The 23,910-nt window shown below is 70.1% G+C and carries 20 protein-coding genes; 3 read left to right on the forward strand and 17 right to left on the reverse strand.

The window, feature by feature from the left end; translation table 11 throughout:
* Positions 1-3 precede the first annotated feature (3 nt).
* The 6 genes from QE392_RS16355 to QE392_RS16380 all read right to left on the reverse strand — a co-directional run bounded on the left by QE392_RS16355 (position 4) and on the right by QE392_RS16380 (position 8,035).
* Positions 4-1,239 carry an acyltransferase family protein gene (locus QE392_RS16355; RefSeq protein WP_307453551.1) on the reverse strand — a complete coding sequence of 412 codons (1,236 nt, stop codon included), beginning with the start codon at positions 1,237-1,239 and terminating at the stop codon, positions 4-6.
* A complete protein-coding gene (locus QE392_RS16360) occupies positions 1,236-2,363 on the reverse strand; it encodes a glycosyltransferase family 2 protein (RefSeq protein ID WP_307453554.1) in 1,128 nt (375 codons plus the stop codon). The genes QE392_RS16355 and QE392_RS16360 overlap by 4 nt, the downstream gene beginning before the upstream one ends.
* A complete protein-coding gene (locus QE392_RS16365) occupies positions 2,360-2,584 on the reverse strand; it encodes a hypothetical protein (protein WP_307453556.1) in 225 nt (74 codons plus the stop codon). The genes QE392_RS16360 and QE392_RS16365 overlap by 4 nt, the downstream gene beginning before the upstream one ends.
* Before the next feature lie 344 nt (positions 2,585-2,928).
* Complete coding sequence (locus tag QE392_RS16370) at positions 2,929-5,628, reverse strand: LGFP repeat-containing protein (RefSeq protein ID WP_307453557.1); 2,700 nt, start codon at positions 5,626-5,628, stop codon at positions 2,929-2,931.
* Positions 5,625-6,176: a hypothetical protein gene (locus QE392_RS16375; protein ID WP_307453559.1), complete on the reverse strand. Its 552-nt coding sequence runs from the start codon at positions 6,174-6,176 to the stop codon at positions 5,625-5,627. The genes QE392_RS16370 and QE392_RS16375 overlap by 4 nt, the downstream gene beginning before the upstream one ends.
* Before the next feature lie 83 nt (positions 6,177-6,259).
* A complete protein-coding gene (locus QE392_RS16380; protein ID WP_307453561.1) occupies positions 6,260-8,035 on the reverse strand; it encodes a hypothetical protein in 1,776 nt (591 codons plus the stop codon).
* 92 nt (positions 8,036-8,127) lie between these two features.
* Here QE392_RS16380 and QE392_RS16385 point away from each other — a divergent pair, with 92 nt between their 5' ends.
* On the forward strand, positions 8,128-8,715 hold the full coding sequence (locus QE392_RS16385) for a D-glycero-alpha-D-manno-heptose-1,7-bisphosphate 7-phosphatase (RefSeq protein WP_307453564.1): 588 nt from the start codon (positions 8,128-8,130) through the stop codon (positions 8,713-8,715).
* Between the two features lie 20 nt (positions 8,716-8,735).
* On the opposite strand, the gene QE392_RS16390 is transcribed toward QE392_RS16385, so the two are convergent.
* The 11 genes from QE392_RS16390 to QE392_RS16440 form a co-directional block, all read right to left on the reverse strand.
* A complete protein-coding gene (locus QE392_RS16390) occupies positions 8,736-9,317 on the reverse strand; it encodes a D-sedoheptulose-7-phosphate isomerase (RefSeq protein ID WP_307453566.1) in 582 nt (193 codons plus the stop codon).
* 31 nt (positions 9,318-9,348) lie between these two features.
* Positions 9,349-10,833 carry a bifunctional heptose 7-phosphate kinase/heptose 1-phosphate adenyltransferase gene (locus tag QE392_RS16395; protein ID WP_307453568.1) on the reverse strand — a complete coding sequence of 495 codons (1,485 nt, stop codon included), beginning with the start codon at positions 10,831-10,833 and terminating at the stop codon, positions 9,349-9,351.
* 61 nt (positions 10,834-10,894) lie between these two features.
* Positions 10,895-12,133, reverse strand: a complete 1,239-nt coding sequence (locus tag QE392_RS16400; RefSeq protein WP_307453570.1) for a glycosyltransferase family 9 protein — start codon at positions 12,131-12,133, stop codon at positions 10,895-10,897.
* A gap of 10 nt (positions 12,134-12,143) precedes the next feature.
* Positions 12,144-14,393: a glycosyltransferase family protein gene (locus QE392_RS16405; RefSeq protein WP_307453571.1), complete on the reverse strand. Its 2,250-nt coding sequence runs from the start codon at positions 14,391-14,393 to the stop codon at positions 12,144-12,146.
* Between the two features lie 58 nt (positions 14,394-14,451).
* Positions 14,452-15,402, reverse strand: coding sequence for a glycosyltransferase family 2 protein (locus QE392_RS16410; RefSeq protein ID WP_307453574.1), 951 nt, complete (start codon positions 15,400-15,402; stop codon positions 14,452-14,454).
* Positions 15,403-15,444: 42 nt separating this feature from the next.
* Complete coding sequence (locus tag QE392_RS16415) at positions 15,445-16,548, reverse strand: glycosyltransferase (protein ID WP_307453577.1); 1,104 nt, start codon at positions 16,546-16,548, stop codon at positions 15,445-15,447.
* Positions 16,545-17,912 carry an LCP family protein gene (locus QE392_RS16420; protein ID WP_307454177.1) on the reverse strand — a complete coding sequence of 456 codons (1,368 nt, stop codon included), beginning with the start codon at positions 17,910-17,912 and terminating at the stop codon, positions 16,545-16,547. Before QE392_RS16420 ends, QE392_RS16415 begins: the two co-directional genes overlap by 4 nt.
* A gap of 86 nt (positions 17,913-17,998) precedes the next feature.
* Positions 17,999-18,466: a 5-(carboxyamino)imidazole ribonucleotide mutase gene (gene purE / locus QE392_RS16425; RefSeq protein WP_307454178.1), complete on the reverse strand. Its 468-nt coding sequence runs from the start codon at positions 18,464-18,466 to the stop codon at positions 17,999-18,001.
* Between the two features lie 101 nt (positions 18,467-18,567).
* Positions 18,568-19,725 carry a 5-(carboxyamino)imidazole ribonucleotide synthase gene (locus QE392_RS16430; RefSeq protein WP_307453578.1) on the reverse strand — a complete coding sequence of 386 codons (1,158 nt, stop codon included), beginning with the start codon at positions 19,723-19,725 and terminating at the stop codon, positions 18,568-18,570.
* Positions 19,726-20,160: 435 nt separating this feature from the next.
* The gene (locus tag QE392_RS16435; protein WP_307453579.1) at positions 20,161-20,715 is read right to left on the reverse strand and encodes a PH domain-containing protein; all 555 of its coding nucleotides are present in this window, start codon (positions 20,713-20,715) and stop codon (positions 20,161-20,163) included.
* Positions 20,716-20,775: 60 nt separating this feature from the next.
* Positions 20,776-21,558 carry a biotin--[acetyl-CoA-carboxylase] ligase gene (locus tag QE392_RS16440; protein WP_307453580.1) on the reverse strand — a complete coding sequence of 261 codons (783 nt, stop codon included), beginning with the start codon at positions 21,556-21,558 and terminating at the stop codon, positions 20,776-20,778.
* 147 nt (positions 21,559-21,705) lie between these two features.
* On the opposite strand from QE392_RS16440, the gene QE392_RS16445 reads away from it, so the two are divergent.
* Complete coding sequence (locus tag QE392_RS16445) at positions 21,706-23,295, forward strand: acyl-CoA carboxylase subunit beta (RefSeq protein ID WP_058232074.1); 1,590 nt, start codon at positions 21,706-21,708, stop codon at positions 23,293-23,295.
* Complete coding sequence (locus QE392_RS16450; protein WP_307453582.1) at positions 23,292-23,528, forward strand: acyl-CoA carboxylase subunit epsilon; 237 nt, start codon at positions 23,292-23,294, stop codon at positions 23,526-23,528. Before QE392_RS16445 ends, QE392_RS16450 begins: the two co-directional genes overlap by 4 nt.
* Positions 23,529-23,910: the final 382 nt, after the last annotated feature.

Below are 23,910 nucleotides of genomic sequence, written 5' to 3' on the forward strand. Positions count from 1 at the left end.
GTTCTACCGTACGAAGCCGACGACGACCAGAACCGCCGTGACGATCAGCAGGAGCGAGAGCGGAACGAAGCGCGTACGCGCCACGATGCCCGTCCCCCTTCCGCTCGGGGCCACGGGATCGACGCGGAGGATTCGCGCCAGCGGCCGTGGCATCCAATTCTTCAGATCCAGCGCCGGCTTCTCGATGAGCATGTAGCTCGCATAGGCGTAGATGTGCACGATCACGATGACCGCCAGCAGGTAGACGAAGCCGCCCGCCCGCTCCGGCAGACCGTATTCCGCAAGCAGGAACATCACCGGCCACCCGGCGATGTAGATCCCGTACGAGAGGTCCGCGTGACGGTCCCAGCGTGAAAGCGCCGTGACGCGCGTGCCGAACCAGATCAGCCCGTAGGCGAACGCGTACTGCCCGAAGAGGAACCATCCGCCGCGCCACCAGCACAACGCCGCGATGACGAGCATGGCGATTCCGAGCCTGTCGTCGAAGGGCACTTTCTCGATGTAGAGCTGCACCAACGTGCCGAACGCGAAGGGCGCGATCAGCTGGAGCACTTGCGGGTTGGAGAACGTCTGGACGACGGAGCCGAGGTCTCCGATGTGCAGAGCCTGGAAGGTGCTCAGCAGGAGCAGCCCCGCCGCCACGACCGCGCCCACGATGCGCGCACGCAGGGCCCCGATGATCCCGATGGCCAGGATGCCGAGATAGCAGGCGAACTCGTACATCAGGGTCCACGCGGAACCGTTCCACGTGTCGTAGCCGAGCTGCACCGCGTGCGTGCTCGCACCCGTCCCGGCGATCGCCCACTGGTTCAGAACCAGCGTGAAGTTGCGGGAGACGTACGTCAGTGGCGAATTGTCCGGGTAGGTCAAGAAGCCCTGGAAAGTCCCCTGCGCGTGGTGCCACGCCAGCGGGGCGAGGGCGAAAGCGGTCACCACCAGGATGAGGAACCAGGCCGGGTAGATGCGCGCGACGCGGTGCCACAGGTAGCGGAACGGAGAGCGCGCGCGCAGCATGCTCCGAGTGATGAGCATGCCCGAGAGGAAGAAGAATCCCGTGACGGCGATACCGCCGAGGGAGGTCTCCGCACCCCATTGCGCACCGATGTCGACGCCGCCGAAGATGCCGGCGATGGGACCGGCATGGGAGAAGATGACCATGAAAGCCATGGCCCACCGGAGGAAACCGATCGAATTGTGACGGGGGTCGAACGCCTCACCCAGACTGCGCACCGCGATCATACGCCGAGGGGATAACCGAATTCTTCGGCGCCCTCCCACGTCGCGGCGGGGATGTTCGTGGAGATCGGCTCGGCGCCACCGAAGTAGTCGCGGATCGCGCCCAGCACGTCGATGGTGTCGGTGTCGATCTCGACGGTGAAACCGCACCACGTCGCCGTGCACATCTCGTTCGCCTGCGACCGGATCGCCACCGACACCACCTTCTCGTCGGCATCCTCCCAATCCTGCGCCCCGTCGATCACGACATAGCCCCACCGAGAGGCCGCGGCGACGACGAGCGCCTGCGCCGCGGCGATCTGCGCTTCTTCGAGGACGTGCGAGCGCAGGAAACCGTCCACCGACCACCGGAACATCGGCGAGCGGTGGTTGACGATGTGCTGGTTGCTCCAGTCGGCGATGTCCGTCTGCGAGACCACCCCCGCCGCGAGCGTGGAGCCCCGGCCGGCGTGGTAGACGAACGACCCCTTGGCCAGCAGGTGCTCGTAGCCGGCGTTCGTGGCTCGCGCCGACCAGTCGGACTCCTCGCCGTACCCGCGGCCGAAGACGGGGTCCATCAGGCCGACGACCGGAAGCACCGCGACGGGAATGATCATCGCGAACGAGATGCCGGCGGGGATGCGGAGAGCCTCGGATCCGAAGCGGACGCTCAGGGCGTCGCCGATGAGATCGGCGACCTCCTGCGTCTCGATGTACATCTCGGTGCCGTTGGGGAGCGAGTAGGGATCGACGTTGGTCGACCAGGCGGTCGCGGACGCCGCCGACGGTGACGAGGAGATGACGTCGAAGAGGACCTTCACCGCGTTCTCGGAGTAGATGACGTCGGAGTTGGAGATGATCACGTAGTCGTACGCGAGCTTCTGCGCCGTCGCCAGACCGAGGTTGACGTTCCGCGGGATGCCGAGGTTGCGCGGCGAACGGTAGTAGGTCGCACCGAACTCCCGCGAGAGCTCGCCAAGGTACTCGCTGAAACCCGGCTCGGGACTGCAGTCGTCGAGAACGAGCACGTCGAGATCGAAGCCCGTGAGGTCCAGACGCGCGATGGACTCGAGGGTCCGACGAGCGAAGTCACGACCGTTGTAGAACGTGACGGCGAGCAGGATTCGCGGGGTGGATGCCGGGGTCACCGGCCCATCATCCTTCGCGCTCGGCGCGCCATGACGTACAGGGCGTGGTTCTTCCGGAAGACGTGCTCGACCTTGCGGCGGGGGTCCATGAGCTGCTTGAGCGACACGATCTCGATCTGCAGCTTCTCGATCTGAGCCTCGCGCTCGAGCAGCGCTCGCGTGAGCTCGATGGCGCGCTTATTGGCGACCTCGGCATCTTGCAGTGCCCGTTCGAGAGACACCCCATCCACGACCTTTGCCGTCAAACCCTCACCACGCGCCATCGCTACGCACCCTTCTCATTGTCACTCCCCACGCGGTTGATCTCCGGCGCACTCGCCTGTCGAGACGGAGGACACGTCTCGAGCTCGCGGTCGCACCGACCAACGCGACGTTTCGCCCCGGCAAGGCGACGATCGGGAGAGGCGGTCAGACTCACGCCCCCGGTGGGCCGCGCGACGTTTCCGCCCGCACGAGACCCTACCATCCCGCGTCTCGACGTCACTCGGGGCAGGCCCCCGTGCGGCGACATCCGCCCGTTGTCGCGGCCTGCGGCGGGCGGCCGACCGCCAGTTCACCCGATACATCACCCGGCGACGGCGATCGCCCCTCGCTCGAAGCTCTGGCTGGTCGTCTTCCCGTTCCGTGTCGCAGCACCCAGGGGCAGGCCGTACCTCCCGGCCTTTCCACCGGCAGCCTGCCACGGGTCGAAGATGGGCGGGCCCACCGTGATCGCTCCGCGGGACGGGGTCCACACGATCATGCCCTTCTGGAACGGCTGCGAGCAGCTCGTACCGTCGCACGAGTCCGGCCCCGTCGGCAGACCCAACGACCCCTTCTCCCCGCCCGACGCCTTCCACGCGTCCAGATACGCACCGAACACCGCCACCACGCCCGCAGACGGCGTACCCACCAGCATCCCGCCCTCGAACACCTGCGAACACGTCAACGACGAACACGTCGCGTTCGACGTCGGAACGCCGAGCACTCCCGACGACGCCCCCTTGGCCTGCCACGGCGCCAGGAACGAGCCCGAGACCGTCACCACCCCCCGCGCCGGCGTCCACACCAGAACACCCCGCTGGAACGGCTGCGAACAGCTCGTACCGTCGCACGAGTCCGGCCCCGTCGGCAGACCCAACGACCCCTTCTCCCCGCCCGACGCCTTCCACGCGTCCAGATACGCACCGAACACCGCCACCACGCCCGCAGACGGCGTACCTACCAGCATCCCGCCCTCGAACACCTGCGAACACGTCAACGACGAACACGTCGCGTTCGACGTCGGAACGCCGAGCACTCCCGACGACGCCCCCTTGGCCTGCCACGGCGCCAGGAACGAGCCCGAGACCGTCACCACCCCCCGCGCCGGCGTCCACACCAGAACACCCCGCTGGAACGGCTGCGAACAGCTCGTACCGTCGCACGAGTCCGGCCCCGTCGGCAGACCCAACGACCCCTTCTCCCCGCCCGACGCCTTCCACGCGTCCAGATACGCACCGAACACCGCCACCACGCCCGCAGACGGCGTACCCACCAGCATCCCGCCCTCGAACACCTGCGAACACGTCAACGACGAACACGTCGCATCCTGCATCGGACGCCCGACGATACTGTTCTCGAAGCCGGATGCCGCCCAGGTACGGAGGAAGCCCTTGGTCGTGGCGACCGCGGCACGATCGGTGAACGTATCGATCCGCGCATCGTCGAAGAGCTGCGAGCACGAGCCCGGAGAAGGGCAGATCGCGGCGCTGACCGGAGCACCGGTGGTCGCGAGGCCGCCGATGGCCGTGAACTTCTGCAGGATCGGAGGCTGAACGCTCTGCGCACGGTCACCGGACGAGACGATCAGGCCCCCGTCGAACGATTGAGTGCACCCCGCGGGATCGCACAGCGCATTCGCGGTCGGATAACCCATCGGACCGTTCGACATGCCCGATGCGCTCCAAGCGGTGAAGATGGCTCCGCTCACGGACAGGACCTGCTTGGCGGAGGCGTAGAACGCGGCCCTCGCGAACAGCTGAGCGCAGTCGGTCGCCGTGGAGCACAGCTCCGGACCGCGCGCCCCTCCGAGTGCGACACCGCCCGCGGCGAGCCACGCGGCCTCCACATGCCGGCCGACCAATGATCCCCCGGAGGCGTCGGCCGCGATGTATCCACCATCGAACGGCTGCGCGCAGGTGCCGTCGGACGCGCACGTGAGCAGACCGGTGGGCCTGCCCGCCGCTCCGTCGATGAAACCGAGGTTGCGCCATATCGTCTCGACGACCGTCGGGACGGCGAACGTTCCTCGACCCGGGAACCAGAAGACCGTGCCACCTCGGAAGGACTGCTGGCAGTAGCGGCTCGCAATGCAGACGACGCCTCCGGTCGGGGAGCCGAGGACCCCGTTCGCTCCTCCGACGGCCCGCCACGCCGTCGCGTATTCCCCGGTGACCGGATCTTCGAGCGGATTGCCGAACCAGTCGGTGTACAGGCGCCAGAAATTGCGGTTCCCGTAGGCGGAGCAGAAGTCGCCCGTACCGTACAGGTTGTCGAGCGCCGCCTGATTCGGCGTGTACGGGGTGTAGATGTACAGAGCCCGCGTCGCGTCGTTCTCGATGTAGACCCTCTTCGTGCCGCAGCGACCGGACGTATCGGGCGGCGAAGCCTGGTAGAGGATGTTGTTCCAGCCGAGCTGATAGCTGAACGACTTCGGGAACGCGATGTAGATCTGGAACTGTCGCGCAGCTCCGTAGACCTGCCAGAAGAAGCCGGCGAAGGCCGGGTCGCACGCGGCACCCCCGTCCGGGCAGCCCTGTCCGAGCGCCGCGCTGTACTGGCCCCTCGTCGGCGACGTGTCCGTGATCAGCCCCTGCTCCTTCTGGAGCATGACGAGCATCACCTTCGGGCTGATCCGGCAGGCCTGCGAAACCGTGACGATGAGCCGCGCCGCGCTCATCGCGCCCCCGGGCATCGCCGCGCAGTACGCGTCGGCCGCGAGGGCGGGCGTGGATTGCGCCGTGTAGTCCTTGAGGCACGGCATGCCGTTGCTGGCTCGACAGGTGGTGACCTGCGAGTTCAGGAACGCCTGCGTCTCATCGATGGACAGGGAATTCGAGTCGAAGAAGTTCTGGTCCGAGATCAGATACCCGGCGCGGAAAGCGGCCGCATCAGCCGCTGACGCCGGAGCCGGCGTCGGCGGCACGACGGCGATCAGGAGTCCCGAAAGCACCGCGACGAGGGACACGATGACGAGACCCAGGCGTCGAGCCGCCGACGCCGTTCCGACAACCGTCGGGGTCACTGCTGGCGCACCGTGGTGGGCTCCGAGACGTACCGCGTCGAACCGGACTCGTAGGAGAGCGTGAGAGTCCAGTCGCCTGCCGGTGCCGCGACCTCGATCAGGCCGCAGTTCACCGCGGCGGGCGTGGAGCGCGCTTCGGTCTCCGCGCGCAACACGGAACCGGACGCGGAGGCGGTCAAGGTGCACGTGCCGCCGGGCGCAGCCGCACCGGTGACCAGGCCGGACGCGTACACGCTCCGCCCGTCGGCCCCGGAACTCACGATCGTCACCGTCACCTCCCCCTCGGAGGTCGGCGTGGGCTCGGACGAAGCGGGCTCGGTGGGCGATGGCGAGGGCGGCTCATCCGTCGGGAGGGGAAGAGGCGACGAGCTCGGCGCCGGGGAAGCAGACGCGACGCCGCTGGGCGACGGATCCGGCGTCACCGCCGCCGGACGCGTCGCGCATCCGGCGAGCACGAGCACGAGCGTGCACGCCGCCAAGACGGCGAATCCGGGATGGTTACGACGACGAGGCCGCAACCGCGCGAGCGCCTCTGCACTGTCACTCATGGTCTCAGTATCCCGATAAACGAAACCGCCGCTTCCAGCGACACGAAACCTGACCTGCCTCCCCTCCCGGCCCGTGAGCGTGCTTACTGCTGTGCCGGGCGGATGTCGGCGACCGTGAGGGCATCCACGCACAACGTGCCGCCTTGAGGGTTGACGGTGAGGTCGCCGTCGATGGCGTTCGAGAGGTAGACGGCGACCCGCCCGCTCCCCGCGGGCTTGTCGATCGTCGTCCATCCTCCCGCGTACTGGAACGTCACGGTGTCGGCGGTCGATCGCGAGTAGTCCAGCACCAGGAACGTGCGGCCCGGCGTCCTCACCTCGGGCAGGCTCACGACGGAGGTGCCGTCCGTGCACCTCTCCCCCGCGTATTGCGTGTCGGGCGAGGCGAGTACCGCTGGTCCGGCGCGGCCGTCCTGTCCCACGACCCATGCCCCCTCGACCACGTTCGTCGTGCGGACGTCGTCCCAGCCGAGACTCGGCAGCAGGGGGGCCACCATGTCGTACGGATGCAGTTGCGGGATGGCGAAAGTCGCGGGCAGCGGCGAATCGATGAGAGGCGCAGGAGACGAACGCGGAAGCGTCGAGGAGAGTTCGCCCACCCATTCCCGCGCGGCGTGGCCGCCGCTCGAGGCGATCGCCCGAGCGACTCCGCCCGTCCACGACCACGCGGAGTACCCGAGGATCACGACGGCCACCGCACCGACGACGATCCCGATCGGCCGACGGCGCGCGGCCCGACGGCGCGCGCGGCGGGGCGCGGGGTCTCCACGGCGCGCCGTCAACACCGCGACCGCGACGACACCGATCGCGAGCCACACGAGAGCCGAGGTCTCGAGGAGGTAGCGGAGCTGACGGCCCGCCGCCACACCGACGAGGTCCGCCCGGCGGGAAAGGACCGCCGCGTTGGCCGAGGCCGCCAGCAGCGCGAAGATCCACACGCTCGCCGTCGAACGGTCGCGGACGACGCTCCACACGACGAAGGCGGCCACGAGGCCGCAGGAGACCACGACGCGCGGATCGAGGAGAGAGGTCGTCTGATCGACCATGTCGACGCCGAAGAGCGAGGGGACGAGGGCGCCGAAGATGTTGTGCACCATGAAGTCCACCGAGGTCGACGCGCTCGGCGACGACCCGGACTCGGCGACGTACGGTCCGCTGAGGAAGGCCACCACATCGATCAGCGAGAGGATGCCGAGTCCCACCCACAGGGGCCAGGTGCGCAGCACATCGGCGAATCGCGTCCGGATCGGCCGCCCCCGCCACACCACGAGAACGCACCACGCCGCGATGTGCACCGAGAAGAGCAGATTCTTCTCGCTCATCGTCAGCGCAACGGCATAGAGCAGCAGCGCCGCGACGAGGTGGCGCGCCCGCCCGCGCGTGACCCAGCGGGTCGCGCATCCGAGCACGGCCAGTCCGAGCGCGAGCGCGAGCATGTTGTTCAGGGTCGCCGCCCACCACAGCCGCACCATGATGGGGCCGAGCGAGAGCGAGAAAGCGAGTCCTGCGAAGAGATTGAGGCGCACAGCGCCGACGACCTCGTCCAGGCAGCGGACCAGGGCCACGAAGGCGCCGGTGTGGATGAGAGCCGTCAGCGTGAGCGCGACGGGCCAGGAAAGGCCGAAGAGCTTCAGGAAGACGATCACGCTGGCGATGTACCCGGGCATGAGATGCCCGAACCACGAGCGGACCAGCACGTCGGGCGTCGGCGGGTTGATCTGGAAGTACTCGGCGAAGAAGAGGTCGTCACGATCGAAGAACGACCCCGATGCGATGGTGACGGTGATCAACGCCACCACGACGGCCGCCAGGATCAGCTCGCCGCGCGCGCGAGTAGCAGTGCTGAACCGCACGATCATGCCGCGCTCCCTTCCCCGAACAGCACTCCAGCTTAAACGCGGCGCCATCGCCGGCCCGCCTGCCGGCGGGCACGCGACGCTAGGCTCGCAGCATGGTCTCCCCGCCCGTGCTCGAGCCCGCAGACGAGAACACCGGCACGGACTGGTGTCTCTTCCTCGACCGCGATGGCGTCATCAACACGCGGATCATGGGCGGCTACGTCCGCTCCTGGAGCGAGTTCGCGTTCGCCCCCGGCGCGCTCGACGCCCTCGCCGTGCTGGCGGCGTGGGCACCGCGCATCGTCGTGGTGACCAACCAGCAGGGTGTGGGGAAGGGGCTCATGAGCGGTGATGATCTGGCCGCGATCCACGGCCGGATGACGCAGGCCATCGCCGCGGCCGGCGGTCGGATCGACGCCGTCGAAGTGTGTCCGCACCTCGACGCGGCGCAGTGCCCGTGCCGCAAACCGCAGCCCGGAATGGCGACCCGCTACCTTCGCGCCCACCCCGAGGTTCTCGGGTCGGCGTCGGTCATGGTGGGCGACACGGAGTCCGACATCGAGATGGGCCGACGGTTGGGCACCCTCACCGGAGGGTGCCGCACCGTGCGGATCGGGCCCGGGGTGGACCCTCGAGCCGACGAGACTTTTCCGGATCTCGCCGCCTTCGCGGCGTCGCTCCGGATCGCCCGCCGAGCCTGACGCCGGCGGGCGTCACGGAGTCACTCCGCCGAGTAGCCGAAGTCGTCCTCGATCGCCTGCATGAGCGAGTGGATGACGACGAGCTCGGATTCCTGCACGCGATCGGCCCAGCGGCTGGCACCGAGTTCGATCACGACGTCAGCGAGTGCGCCGAGGGGCGAAGACGCCGTCGCGGACGAGGCGACGACGAGACCGCCCGCGGCCTTCATCGCCTCGGCGGCGCGAAGAACGTTCGGGGATTTGCCGCTCGTCGACAGGGCGAGAAGGACGTCGCCCGGCCGAGCGAAGGCCTCGACGAACTTCGAGAAGACGAACTCGTATCCGTAGTCGTTGGCGACGCAGGTGAGATGCGACGGATCCGAGATGGCCATCGCCCGGAGCGGGGGCCGGTCGCCTCGGAAGCGTCCCGTCAGTTCCTCTGCGAAATGCTGGGCGTTGGTCATCGACCCGCCGTTCCCGCACGCCATGAGCGTGCCGCCGGCTCGCAACGAGGTCGTCATGACGTCGGCGGCGCGTTCGAACGCCGAAGCGAATGCCTCGTCGTCGGCGAGCGCCGCCATGCGACGCGCGTTCTCACGGAGGTTGTCCTGCAGGACTCCCATGGGTTCTCCTTCGCTCGGGTCGTCGGCGGTCTCAGCCGCGACGGACCTGCTGACCCTGCGACAGACGTGTGGTGGACACGCCGTCGAGCAGATTGACGATGTGCACGCGACCGCCCCAGGCCTTGGCATCCTCCCCGCCGACCACTTGGTCGGGGCGGTAGTCGGAACCCTTGACGATGACGTCGGGTCGGATGGTGCGGATGAGCTCGCGCGGAGTGTCTTCCCCGAACACCGTCACGAAGTCGACGTAACGCACCGCCTCGAGCACGCTCATGCGGTCGCCCTGCGGCTGCAGGGGACGTGTCGGACCCTTCAGGCGCGCGGTCGATTCGTCGGAGTTCACCCCGACGACCAGGACATCTCCGAGCGATCGCGCCTCACGCAGAAGTGCGACGTGCCCCGCGTGCAGGAGGTCGAAGACGCCGTTGGCGAAGACGACCGTCCTGCCGGCGTCCTTCTCGACCGCCACGAGCTGCGCAAGCTCGTCCCAGTCCTCGATGGTGCCGGGACGCTCCTCCGGGGACGACGCGACCAGCAGCTCGTTCAGGAGGTCGGCGCTGGAGACGACGGCCGTCCCGGGGCGACCACAGGCGATCCCGGCGGCCATGTTGCCCACTTGAACGGCCTGCAGCGTGGTGAGGCCCGCCGCCAGACCCGCCGCGATGCCCGCGATCATGGAGTCTCCGGCACCCGAGACGTCGGCGACCAGCCGCGCACGCGTGGGGATGCGGGTGCGGGCGGAGGACTCGATCACCTCGACTCCCACGGCCGAGAGCGAGACCGCGAGGGACTCGATGCCGTCGACGAGCAGATGCTCGGCGATCGTGTCGAGGGTCGCCTCGTCGGGCGCGTCGGCGCGCAGGCCCGACATCTGCAGCGCTTCGGCGAAGTTCGGCTTCACGATCGTCGCGCCGCGGTACTTGCGGATGTCGGCGGACTTCGGATCCACGACGACGGGTATGCCACGCTCCCGCGCCAGATCGATCACACGGGCGACGAGCTCGTCACCGAGCAGGCCCTTGGCATAGTCCGACACGACGATCGCCGTGTGCGAGGGGTCGTCGCCCAGGGCATCGCGGACGGCGTCGAAAGCGGTGTCGGCACCGGCGGCGTCCAACGGCTCGAGATCCTCGCGGTCCACGCGAACGATCTGCTGCGTCCCGGCCACGACCCGCAACTTCTCGATGGTGGGCGCCGTCCCGCGCCGCACCTGCGACGCGGTCACCCCCGCCCCGGTGAGAAGGCGTTCGAGCTCACGTCCGGCCTCATCGTCCGCCCAGGCGGCGACGAGGGTGGTCTGCACACCCAGGGCCGCGATGTTCATCGCGGCGTTGGCGGCGCCCCCGGCGACGCTGTGGTCGCGGCGCACGCGGAGGACGGGGATGGGCGCCTCGGGCGAGATGCGGTCGACGGCGCCCGCGACGTAGCGGTCCAGCATGGCGTCGCCGATCACGACCACCCGTGCGCCCTCGAAGCCGAGGATGTGTTGCGGGGTGATCGACGGCAGAGCTGACATGGTGATTTCCAGACGTGGGCGAGCGGACCGAAGGCGGCCGGACCGAACGAGCGTAACGGACTCAGGCGAGCGGTTCCCGGAGGAGCCCTTCGACGGCCTCGGTCACCTCGTCGGGGCGCACCGCGCGGATGCAGTGGGCCTCCCGCGAGATGCACTCGTCGCTGCATCCCTCGGCAGGGCGGGCGGGCTGGAGCAGGGCGCTGCGCGCCGACCACGGACCGAAGCGCTCGGGCGCGTTGTCGCTCCACGGCGAGCCGGTCGCGGGGTGGCACGTCACCACCACCGTCGGCACCTCGAGGCTGCTGGAGATGTGCTGCAGACCGGAATCGTTGCCGATGAACAGGTCGCAGCGCGAGATCGCGGCGGCGCTCTCGCTCAGGCTGAGGCTGCCCGCGAGGTCGGCGGCGGGGATGCCGTGGTCGCGCAGCAGGGCGACGAGCTGCTGGGCGCGGTCGGTGTCCACCCCTCCACCCAGGATCTGGACGGCGATCGGACGCTCCGCGGCGAGGCGCCGCATGACCTCGGCGAGGTCGCCGACGGGCCACTGTCGTTTCGCGTCGCGCGCGCCGATGCCGAGTCCGATGACGAGTCCCGGCGCGTCGCCCAGAGCCGCCTTCTCCGTCGCCGCCCGCAGGTCGGCTGAGTCGAAGAGGCCCTGGCCGATGGCCGGCAGACGGTGCTCCCGCCACGGCAGGCCGAGGTACTCCGCCACCCGCTGCAACTGACCGACGGTGAGGCGCGGAGTCGTGCCGCGCGAGATGACGTCGGTCAGCAGCTGGTCCTGCGGGCCGAACCAGACCGGCTCGCGGTCCGGCACCGGGGCGAAGCCGACGACGGAGCGGGCCCGCGAAGCGAGCGCGAGATATCTGATGGGAGTGTCGTCGAAATCCCAGCGCGGCAGGATCGCGAGGTCGTATCCCCGCAGGCCGAAGCGGCGCACGGCCTGCCGAGCGGTGAGGATCTGGCGCTTGAGGGCGGATCCCTCGGTGACCGGGACCCATTCGATGACCCGATCGACCGTCGACGTCGCGTGGAACATCGTGGCGGGGCCGGGCTTGAGCACGAAGTGCACCGTCGCCTGGGGCCAGTGCTCGCGGATGGCGGCGAAGAGCGCGAGGCTCGTCGTGGTGTCGCCGATCTCGTCGCTGCGCAGCACCACGATTCGACGGGGCCGGACCGTCGGGTCCCAGGAGCGTCGGCGGCGCGCTCCGAAGAGGCGGACGAAGACAGCCGGGGAGAGCGGGTCGCGATGGCGGATCGCGTTGATCTGCCAGACGACCCGTCGGAGGAGTGAACGCACGGAGTCGAGCTTAGAGGGCGGCATCCGCTCGATCCTGTGCCGAGTGCCCGCGGTCGTCGCCTTCCGCGGGTCGCCGGTGGGCGGCCGCCGCCTCGTCGAGAACCGCCGCGCGCGCGTCGAAGGAGTGTTCCCGCCGCACCCGCTCGGAGATCCGCGCCATGGTGGAGGGGTCGGGGAAGATCTCGTCGGGCTCCGCACGGAGCAGTTCGACGAGATGTTCTTCATCTCGATACGTCAGCACGGCCCCGCCGAAGACCTCATCGATGCCGTCGACGTCCTCGGAGATCACCCGCCCGCCGACGGCCATCACGTCGAACGGGCGCATCGCGATGAACCCGTGACGTCTCATCGCGGGCCATTGATCGTTCAGCACGATGGCGGCGGACTCGTAGCGTCGGGGCAGCTCGGAGTGGCTCAGGGTCCGAGCGGCGATCGCGGACTGGGAGATGAAGGGCCGCCAGTCCGGCCCGTAGACGCGGACCGGAATCCCGGCCCGGAGGGGGGCGACGACACTCGGCCGCGCGATGCCCCGCGCCGTCCCGACGAAGACGATCTCATCGGTGCGAGGGATCCCACGCGGGTGGAAGAGATCCGTGTCCGTCGCCTCGAGAAGGGGCGTCACCGGGATGCCCCAACGCTCTCGCGCCAGCCGGGACCATCTCTCGGACGCCGCGAACACCCGGTCGAAACCGGAGATCTCTCCGCGGGTGATCTCGTCGGGGTGACTGATGATCCACTGCAGGTTCACCCCGGTCGGGAGGGGGTCGATGCGGTACGGGCCGCGAACGACGACGTTCACATCGTCCAGATAGGCCGTGCGCCGCCCCCGCGCGTCGAAGGCGTCGATGACGACCGTGTGGCCCCGGCGGCGAAGGGCGGAGGCGAGGCCCCGGGCGAAGTGCATGTCCCCCCAGACGGCCCCCTGACGACCCGCCGGTGCGCAGATCTTGATCGCCCACCGCTCGGCCCCGGGATGCGGCCGGCGCCATCGCAGCACGGGCTCCACGGAACCGTCGGGCGCCGGACGCCAGGATCGGACGTCGTAGCCCGCGATATCCAGGAACGCGGATGCCACGCCCCGGTCCTGCTCTCCGCCACCGCCTCGGGGGCCGGCGACCTTCTCGTCGAACACGTGGAGGGGCTCGTCGTAGACGGGGCGGACGGAGGTGAGCACCCGCACGCCGACGCGCGCGCGCAGCGCCCGGGCGAGGGCGGTGGTGGTGGCCGGGAGATCGTCTTCCAGCACGCCGAGCAGGGTGGTCCGGCGCAGGGCGACGCTCCGGCCGTGGAGGAGCGGCACGGTGACGACGGCATCCAGCGCGTCGAGGTCTTCCACGGGGTGATGGGCCAGGACGCCCCAGGGCGACCGACCACCCGTCTCCGCAGCCCCGACACCGTGGATGGTGCCGTCCTGGGAGCGGTGAGCGGGCATGACCGCGTGATCGTCATCCACGGCCTGGAGGAGAGCATCGATCTCCGCGTCGGTGAACTCGGCGCGCGGGTCGAGTGCCACGACGGTCGTCGCCGGGAGCTGCACGGTCGCCTCACGCAGAACCCGCGTCCAGGGTGCGCGCCGGGCGTGAGCGTGGAGGACCACCTCGGGAGCGATCCGCGTCAGAAGGTGGGCGGAGATCCATTGCGCCGAGTCGACGCCGACCAGCGGCACGACCACGCTCTCGCCTCGCGCGGTCGACGCGCGGGCGGCCACCTGCTCGAGCTTGCGGGCGTATCGGCGATCGCGCGCCTGCAGTGGCCGGATGAGACCCGTCTCGGCCGCGGGCGCGGCCCCCACGGCGGGGATGCGATGACGCCGCCATGATCGGGCGGACGCGATGGCCGATCTGCGGATCTCGGCGACCGTGAGGAACGTCTCCCGGTCCGCCGCGCTCAAACGGAGCGCCTCGTCGCGACGGGACCAGACGTGCTCGAGAGCGGGGCCCCCGATTCGTCGCCCGTGCTCTTCGGCATCCCACCAGGGGTGGATGCGCACGGTCTCGCGCTCGCTCAGGAGATACGCGTACAACGCCGGAACACGCATGACCTCGGGGAGCTCCCCGCCCGCGACGATGTCGTCGAACAGCGGATTCATGCTCATACCGCGGCGGAATCCCGTGATCACGTAGTGCGCGATGGCCGCCGAGCGGGGGAGCCAACGGAGCCCGAGCTGCGCGGCGTAGAACTCGCGATCCACGAGACCGGAGCGGGCGATGGTGCGAGCCCACCACAGCCGATCGACGGAGCGGACGATGGGACCGAGCACCCGCGACCCTCGCAGACGGCGGACACGGCTCCTTATCGCACTGCGCATTCCACCGATTCTAGGCGCGCCCCGACCGCCTCCCCAGGAGGCGGCGGAGCCGGCGCACGCGCGACCACAGCGGCTGGTGCGCGTCGATCTCGATTCGATTGTCGGCCGCGATCTCCGCCCGGAGGCGGTGAACGGCACGCTCCACCGTCTCGTCGATGTGCGTGAGGAGTTCCGCGTGCAACGACGCCAGGTACAGCGGCAGCCCCGTCCCCTCGCGCCGGACCCACTCGTGCAGCGCCCGATCGCGCACGCGCGCGTCGTCGGCCGCGTGCTCGGCCGTCAGCGCGAACATGCTGTTGGCGTCGAGTCCGGTGGCATCCGGTCTCTGGGTCCAATACGCCAACGCTTCACCCGGAAGGAAGCCGATCTCACCCGCACGGAGGATGCGCAGATAAAGGTCCCAATCCTCGACGGCGTCCAGGGTCTCGTCGTACCAGCCGACCTCGTCGTGCACGGCCCGGCGATACAGCACCGAGATCGGGACCGCGCGATTCACGCTCAGCATCTCGGTGAGCGAGATGCGCTGCATCCCGGCCCAGAACGGCGCCCGGCCGACCTCGGTCCACGCGCCGCCCCGCTGCTCCTCGTAGACGATCTCGGTGGGAACGGCGACCGCGGCGTCGGAGGGGTGGGCGTCGAGCCACGCGACGGTGCGCGACAGGAAATCCGGATGCCAGCGGTCGTCGTCATCGTGGAGGACGACGTATTCCGTGCCGGCGTCTCGGACGCCGACGTTCGCCGCGACGCAGCGGCCCCCGTCCCCCGGAGCGATCCGGTGCACCGCCACCGCGTCCAGACCGGAGGCGTCGACCACCCCGTCGACCTCGGCGGCGTCTCCGCCGTCGTTGACGACGACGACGCGGAAGTCGCGGAACGACTGCGCGCCGATATCCGCCAGCGCACGCCGTAGGAAGTCCGGTCGCTGACGGGTGCGGACGACGATCCCGACGCGCTCAGTCATGCTGACGAGCTTAGGGCCGCGAGCCGCGGACACCCGGGAGCGTCACAGCTCGGCGTGCAACGCCCACACGCGATCCGCGGCGGCGTTCCAGGCGAAGCCCTTGGCCCGGTCGCCGGCGAGCACACGCAGCCGCTCGGCATCTTCCCCCAGCGCGCGCGCGAGCGCATCGCCGAGGTCGTCCGGGGCGGCGTAGGCGGCCGCCTCGGCGAGCACCTCGCGGTGCACGGGCGTGTCGGCGGCGACGATCGGCACGCCCACGGCGAGGGCGTCGACGGCGCGCCACGGCCAGTCCGTCCGGCCGCAGGCCGTGATGAAGGCGGCGGCGTGCGAGAGCACCGCCGCACGGTCCCACCGATCGAGCGCGCCGCGGCCGTGCACGCGGCTCTCGGCGAGGCCGGACGCCGCGGCGATGTCGGCCACGGTCGGCTCCTCCCCCTCCGGTACGTCGAGCACGACCACGTCGCCGTCCCATCCGGACGCGACGACGGCGGAGAACGCCGCGGCGAGCCCGTCGGACGGTGCCGCTCCGCCGGCGACGGCGAGGAACGACGACGGCAGGTTCAATGCGCGCAGACGCCCCACGGCATCCGAGGGAACGCGCATGCCGGCGGCGGGCGCGCCGCCGATGACGCGCACCTTCTTCGACAGCTTGCTCTTGGCCAGCTCGCCGAGACGGTCCGCCATGGCGTGGGTGGGGACGATGACGGCGTCGGCGTGCTTCGTCACGCGGGCCAGCAGCGCGCGGCAGGCGAGGATCTCGGCTTTCGGCAGCTCCTCCGGCGTCTCCCAGGCCCGCAGCTCCCACAGGGTCACCACGATCTGGTGCGTGTCGTTGACGCGATCGTGCCGCACGAGCGGAGCGAGCGCGGTCGGCGAGTGGATGAGCCCCTTGCCGATGCCCGGGGCGACGCCCAGCTGCCAGGATGCCGCGAGCTCGCGGCGTCGCATCGACAGCCGCGTCTCGGAGCTGAGGCCCGTCACGCTCGTCTCATCGGGGATGCCGGGGGCGGGCACGATGGCCGACACGTCGCAGCCGCGCGGGGCGGTGGCGATGAGCGCCTCGGTGAGCGATGCCGACGCCTCGGCCAGGTCGGGCGAGGTCGGCGAGACGAGCTGGTCGAGCACGACGCGGAGCGAGACGGTCACGGCGCCGGCGTCTCGGTCGTCGGATGGAGGGCGTCGCGCACCATCTGCTGCACCTGCGCGTAGTCGGGGTCGTACTCGTCGACGCCGCCCTCGGGAGTGAGTTCGAGCGTGTTGACGGTCTGATCCTTCGCCTTGAGCGCGAGATCGACGAGCGTGGGGGCGATGAGACTCTGCGGCAGGTCGGTCTGAATGGTGTTCGTGGTGGACTCGGCGACCTGCTGGAACCGCGCGAGGACGACCTGCGGGGTGAACTGCGCGAGGATCGCCTCCTGCAGTTCGCGCTGACGGCGCATGCGGTCGAAGTCGCTCGTCGTGTAGCGCGAGCGGGCGTACCACTGGGCCGTGTCGCCGTCCATGTGCTGCGCACCCGGCTCGATCCACCCGAAGGCCCAGTCGTCGACCGGCTGGCCGTCGTAGGCGGGTCCGCCCTTGGGCAGGCGCTCCTGCACCGTGATGTCGACACCGCCGAGCGCGTCGATCACGTCGGCGAAGCCCTTCATGTCGATGAGCACGTAGTAGGGGATCTGGATGCCGAGGATGCCCTCCGCGGCATCCTTGGTCGCCTCGATGCCGGGTTCGGAGTTGTTCGCGCCGGCGTCGGGATAGATCTCGTCGCCGTCCTGACAGACCTCGACTTCGGTGCGCAGCTGGTTGATGCCGCTCCCCCACCCGCAGGTGGGGTCGGCGTGGCCTTCATGCCCGTCCGGGTACCTGTCCTGCATGGGGCCGGCGGCGAAGGGGAAGTGCGGCATGTCGCGCGGAATACCGGTGATCGTCGTCGCTCCGGTGTCGGCATTGACGGAGACCACCGAGATGCTGTCGAAACGCATCGAATCGCGGCCCTCGCCCGAGTCGCCACCGAGCAGAAGGATGTTGTAGTAGCCGTCGGACGGCGGCACGACCGCGCCCGTCTGAGCGAACAGCGAAGAGAGCGCATCGCGCGTGCTCCCCGCGATCCCGGCGGCCCACGCCGCGCCGGAACCCGAGAAGAAGAGCAGGACCACGGCCACGATCGCCATCGCGATCCGTGCGAGGGGGCCGACCCGAACGAGCCGCACGAGGCGGAGGGTGTCGACGGTCAGCACGATCCACAGCGCCACGTACGCGAACAGTGCGATCTGCACGATGGTCAGCGGCACCGGGCGCAGCGCCGACAGGAAGTCGGGGAAGAACGAGCCGGTCACCACGGTGAACAGTCCGGTCGGCCAGAGCAGCCCCGCCAGCGCGCTGAGCGCGAGGAGGGTCCACATCGCCAGCGTCGCGCCGAGGCCGAAGCGCCCCAGGCGGCGGCTGCCGGCGAGGACCTGCGCCGACCCGGGGATGAGGAAGTTGAGCACCACGAGCCACCATCCGCGGCGCGTCATGACCTCGGGCGAGGTGGCGTCGGGATGCCGCAGAGGGCGCGACTCGACCGCCCGGACCGGCACACCCGGACGCGCCGCGGTGAGCGTCACAGGGAGTCCTTCAGGCGCCGGTTCTTCTCCTCGACCTGCGCCTCCAGGTCGCGCGCGTAGGTCTCCACCCTGTCGGCGAGCGCCGCATCGGCGCTGCCGAGGATCCGGGCCGCGAGCAGGCCCGCGTTCTTCGCTCCGTTGATCGACACGGTCGCGACGGGGATGCCGGCGGGCATCTGCACGATGCTGAGCAGCGAGTCCATCCCGTCGAGGGTGGCAAGCTGCACCGGCACACCGATGACCGGAAGGGCGGTGACGGATGCCAGCATGCCCGGCAGGTGCGCCGCGCCCCCGGCACCGGCGATGATCGCGCGCAGTCCGCGGCCACGTGCCTCCCGGCCGTAGCGCACGAGCTTGTCGGGCGTGCGGTGGGCCGAGACCACCTCGACCTCGTGCGGGATGCCGAACTCGGTCAGCGCCTCGCTGGCGGCGTTCATCACGCGCCAGTCGGAGTCGGAGCCCATGACGACGCCGACCACGGGCGTCTCGGAAGAATGCAGCGGCCGGGTCACCGGTCCAGGCTAGGGGCGCTCGCTGGAAGATCCCGGAACGGCACGCGACATGCTCAGTCGAAGAACGACGCAGCTCCCCGCGCCTCGTAGACGATCTCGTCGAGATCGTCGCCGACGACGTTGACGTGCCCGACCTTGCGGCCGGGGCGCGGAGCCTTGCCATAGGTGTGGATCTTGGCGGTGGGGTGCGCCTCCATGGCCGCGGGGAAGCGCTCCTCGAGTCCGCCCTCGGCCGGTCCGCCCAGCACGTTGATCATGACCGACCAGGGGGCGATGGCATCCGTCGACCCGAGGGGCAGGTCGAGGACGGCGCGCACGTGCTGCTCGAACTGGCTCGTGACGGCGCCGTCCTGCGTCCAGTGACCGGAGTTGTGCGGGCGCATGGCGAGTTCGTTGATGAGGATGCGCTGATCGCTCGTCTCGAAGAGTTCGACGGCGAGCATGCCGGTGACCCCCAGCCCCTCGGCGACGGCGACGCCGATCTCCGCGGCGACGCGCTGCACGCGGTCGTCGGCGCGGGGGGCGGGTGCGATGACCTCGGCGCACACGCCCCCGCGCTGCACGGTCTCGACCACCGGGTAGGCGCGCACGTCGCCGGACGGGCGGCGCGCGACCTGCTGCGCGAGCTCGCGGGTGAAGTCGACGAGCTCCTCCACCAACAGCGCCCCGCCGCCGGCGTCTTCGGCGAGGGCGGCGAACCAGTCCTCGGCTTCGGCCGCGGCGGACACCACGCGCACGCCCTTGCCGTCGTACCCGCCGCGCGGGGTCTTCACCACGGCGCGACCGCCGTGCGCGTCGAGGAAGGCCTGCAGCTCGGCGGCGTCGGCGACGGCGGCCCAGTCGGGCTGCGGCAGGCCGAGTTCCGCCATGCGGGCGCGCATGACCAGCTTGTCCTGAGCCACACCGAGGGGCGCCGGACCGGGATGCACGGCGACGCCGGCGTCGACGAGGGCCGCGAGGACGTTCTGCGGCACGTGTTCGTGGTCAAAGGTGATGACGTCGACGTCGCGGGCGAAGGCGAGGACGGTCTCGGCGTCGCGATAGTCGCCGACGGCCGTCGCGGCGAGCGCGGCCGACATGCCCTCATCCTCCGCGAGCACGCGGATCTCGACACCCAACTCGACGGCGGGCGCGATCATCATCCGCGCCAGCTGCCCGCCACCGACCACTCCGACTCGCAGCGCCATGCCGCTCCTTTCGTCGGCATCCATTCTGTCGGGGTGCCCTCGGGGATGCGAGCCGGGCCGGGCGGGTGCAGAGGCGCCGGTGACTTCGACAGGCTCAGCCACCTCGACACGACCGGAGGTCCCTGAGCTCGTCGACGGGACCGGGACTCCCCCCGAACACCGGTGACTTCGACAGGCGCAGCCACCTCGACACGACCGCAGGTCCCTGAGCTCGTCGAGGGGACCGGGAATCCCCCCGAACACCGGTGACTTCGACAGGCTCAGCCACCTCGACACGACCGGAGGTCCCCGAGCTCGTCGAGGGGACCGGGACTCCCCCCGAACACCGGTGGCTTCGACAGGCTCAGCCACCTCGACACGACCGGAGGTCCCTGAGCTCGTCGATGGGACCGGGACTTCCCCGGACGCCGGTGGCTTCGGTGAGCTCAGCCACCTCCGTCGAGGGGGTGTGAGCCCGGGTCAGAGGCCGACGGAGCCGGAGCCGAACGTCGGCGAGTCGCGGTGCGCGAGGATCTGATTGACCTCGACCTGGTCGACGAGGGTCTCGTGCACCAGCACCGCATTCGGGACGTTCTTCAGCCGCAGGGCGGGCTCGACGCCGTTGGAGAGCGTCAGGGTGCCGGCTCCCCACATCCGCTGAAGGATGCCGCGACGCAGCTGGATCGCATACCCCCGCACGTGCGAGATCTCGCGTCGGTTCGCTCCGAAGGGGCCGGAATGCTCGATCACGCGCCGGGTGGTGATGGTCCACGTGCGCGAGAGCCAGACCAGGAAGGGCAGCACCACGAGCAGCAGGACGAGGCCGCCGGCCGCGGTCAGCAGCATCCAGTTCTCGTACGGTGCGGGGAGGTTGTCGTAGAAGTAGCCCGTCGCCCCGGCCACGGCGATCAGCACCAGCGCCGACCAGGAGAGCCGACGCGCGTGCGACCGGAGCCGAGCGATGCGCAGCTCGGGCGCCGTCGTGCCGGGCGCCGGCATGCGGGGGCGTCCGAGCGGGGTCGAGGGCTGACTCACGGTTTCATTGTGCGGCGCGCGAGCCCCGACGGCCCGGTGCCACGCGGAGGGCGGCGACCGTCACCGCACGTGGACGACGTCGCCGGCGGACACGACGGTCTCGATGGTGCCGGACTCGACGACCAGGCGCCCGTCGGCATCGAGCCGGACCGCGGTGCCCTGCAGGGTGGATCCGTCGGGCAGGGACACCGTGACCTCTCGGCCGACGGTGGCGCACAGCTTCTCGATCTCGCGATGCACGCGCTCGACGTCGTCGTGCGCGAGGCGCGCGAGGGTCTTGTCGAGATCCTCGAGGTAATCGGCCAGCAGCCGGTCGTCGTCGCACTCGGCCCCGATCGCGGCGAAGGAGGTCGCCGTCGTCACCGGCAGGTCGGCGCGGTTCATGCGGGCGTTCACCCCGGCACCGATGACCACGGTGTCGGGTGAGCCCGGCACGACCTCGGCCAGGATGCCGCAGATCTTGCCGCTGTCGACGAGGACGTCGTTCGGCCACTTCAGCTCCGCCGTCGCGCCATGGCCGGTGAGCTGATGCCGCACGGCGCGGGTCATGGCGGCGCCCGCGGCCAGCGGAATCCATCCGCGCTGGGCGGGCGGGACCATCGTGGCGTCCACGACGACCGAGACGGCGAGCGCCGTACCGGCGGGAGCCGTCCAGGATCGGTCGAGGCGTCCGCGCCCCGCGCGCTGGTCGTCGGTGATGAGCACAGAGAGGTGCGGCCACCCGGCGGGGTCGGCCGCCACCGCGGCGACGACGTCGGCGTTGGTGGAGTCGGTGGTCTCGACCACCTGGACGCGAGGGCTGTGGGCGGCGGTGCGCGGATATCCGGCGGCGGGGATCGGCATGCCCACACCCTAGGGAATGCGCGAAGTGATGGCATCCGGTTGCGGGCATGACGGATGCCGCCGGGTGGAGGATGCCACAGCCGCTCGGCCGTTCACTTGTGCGCACCCTCCAACGTCCGCGCGGGTGCTGTCGCTAGGGTGGGAAGGGTGACCGACCAGCCCGATCTCTACACGACCGCCGGCAAGATCGCGGACCTGCGCAACAGGTTCCAAGAGGCGGTCGTCGACGCCGAAGCCGCCGCGCGCACCAAGCAGCACGCCAAGGGCAAGCTCACCGCCCGCGAGCGCCTCGAGATGCTGGTCGACCCCGGCTCGTTCGTCGAGCTCGACGAGTACGTCCGCCACCGCACCACGGCCTTCGGCATGGACAAGTCCCGCCCCTACGGCGACTCGGTCGTGACGGGGACCGGCACCATCCACGGGCGCAACGTCGCCGTCTACGCACAGGACTTCTCGACCTTCGGCGGTTCGCTCGGCGAGGTCGCCGGCGACAAGATCATCAAGGTCATGGAGCTGGCCCTTCGCAGCGGCATCCCGATCATCGGCATCCTCGACTCCGGCGGAGCCCGCATCCAGGAGGGCGTCGTCGCCCTCGGCAAGTACGGCGAGATCTTCCGCCTGAACACCGCGGCATCCGGTGTCATCCCCCAGATCTCCATCATCATGGGCCCGGCCGCCGGTGGCGCGGTCTACTCCCCCGCCCTCACCGACTTCGTCATCATGGTCGACAAGACGAGCCAGATGTTCGTCACCGGCCCCGACGTGATCAAGACCGTCACCGGTGAAGACGTCGGCATGGAAGAACTCGGCGGCGCGCATACGCACAACACCCGCTCGGGCGTGGCGCACTACCTCGCCGACGACGAGGACGACGCGATCGACTACGCGCGCGGCCTCATCAGCTACCTCCCCGACAACAACCTCGCCGAGATCCCGGTCTACGACACCCCGTTCGAGTTCGAGACGACGGATGCCGACCGCTCGCTGAACACCGTCATCCCCGACTCGCCGAACCAGCCGTACGACATCCACACCGTCATCGACGGGATCGTGGATGCCGCGGAGTTCCTCGAGGTGCAGCCGCTGTTCGCGCCGAACATCGTCATCGGCTTCGGCCGCATCGAGGGTCGCACGGTCGGCATCATCGCCAACCAGCCGTCGCAGATGGCCGGGACGCTCAACATCGACGCGGGCGAGAAGGCCAGCCGCTTCGTGCGTTTCTGCGACGCGTTCTCGGTGCCCATCGTCACGCTCGTCGACGTGCCCGGCTACCTGCCCGGCACCGACCAGGAGTGGACCGGCGTCATCCGCCGCGGCGCGAAGCTGCTCTACGCCTACGCCGAGGCGACCGTGCCGCTGGTCACGGTCATCCTGCGCAAGGCGTACGGCGGCGCCTACATCGTCATGGGCTCCAAGCAGCTCGGCGCCGACATCAACCTCGCCTGGCCCACGGCCGAGATCGCCGTCATGGGCGGCCAGGGCGCGGTCAACATCCTCTACCGCGGCGAGATCAAGCGCGCCGAGGAGGCGGGCGAAGACGTCGCAGCCGTGCGCACGCGTCTGGCGAACGAGTACACCTACAACGTGGCATCGCCGTTCCTGGCCGCCGAACGCGGTGAACTCGACGGGATCATCGAGCCCGCACAGACGCGCGTGTCGATCGCCAAGGCCCTGCGGGCACTGCGCAACAAGCGCGCGAGCCTGCCCGCCAAGAAGCACGGGAACATCCCGCTGTGACCGGCACCGACGACGCTCCGGAGCTTCCGTCGGTCGTGGTGGAAGTGGTGCGCGGTGCGCCCACGGAGGAAGAACTGGCTGCGGCGATCGTCGTGGTCACCGAGGAGTACGCGCGCGAGGTGGCCGGCGCCACCGCCCCCGACGAGCCGGTGCGTTCGCGGTGGGAGCTGAACGCCCGCGGCCTGCGGCAGCCGCTCGACCGCGCGGCGGGCTGGAACGGCTTCACCGCCTGAGCCCAGGTGTCCCCCGAAATACCTACAGACGGCGCCATGCACGTGACGGATACTGGGAGAGCTGGAACGCATCACGCGTTCGGCCGGACCGCTGTTCAGCCGGTTCCGGCCTTGCGGACGGTTTTCGGGTAACCGTCCGCCTGGGTGAGGGGCTGGCGAATCGCCGCCCCTCACCCCTCAGTCTTTCTGCGTGAGCGGACGCCCCTCCCATGGTGATGACGCCTCGCCCCGCGGGCCGACGAGCCCCGGCTCGGCTGCGGCGTCGGGCACCGGCGATCGGCGCGACGTCAGCAGACGGCCCCGTCGTGACGGCGCCGCGCCCCGCGGGCCGATGAGCCCCGGCTCCGCTGCGGCCCCGGCAGCGGCGTCGGCGTCGGCGTCG

The organism is Microbacterium proteolyticum (assembly GCF_030818075.1).
Lineage (GTDB): Bacteria > Actinomycetota > Actinomycetes > Actinomycetales > Microbacteriaceae > Microbacterium > Microbacterium proteolyticum_A.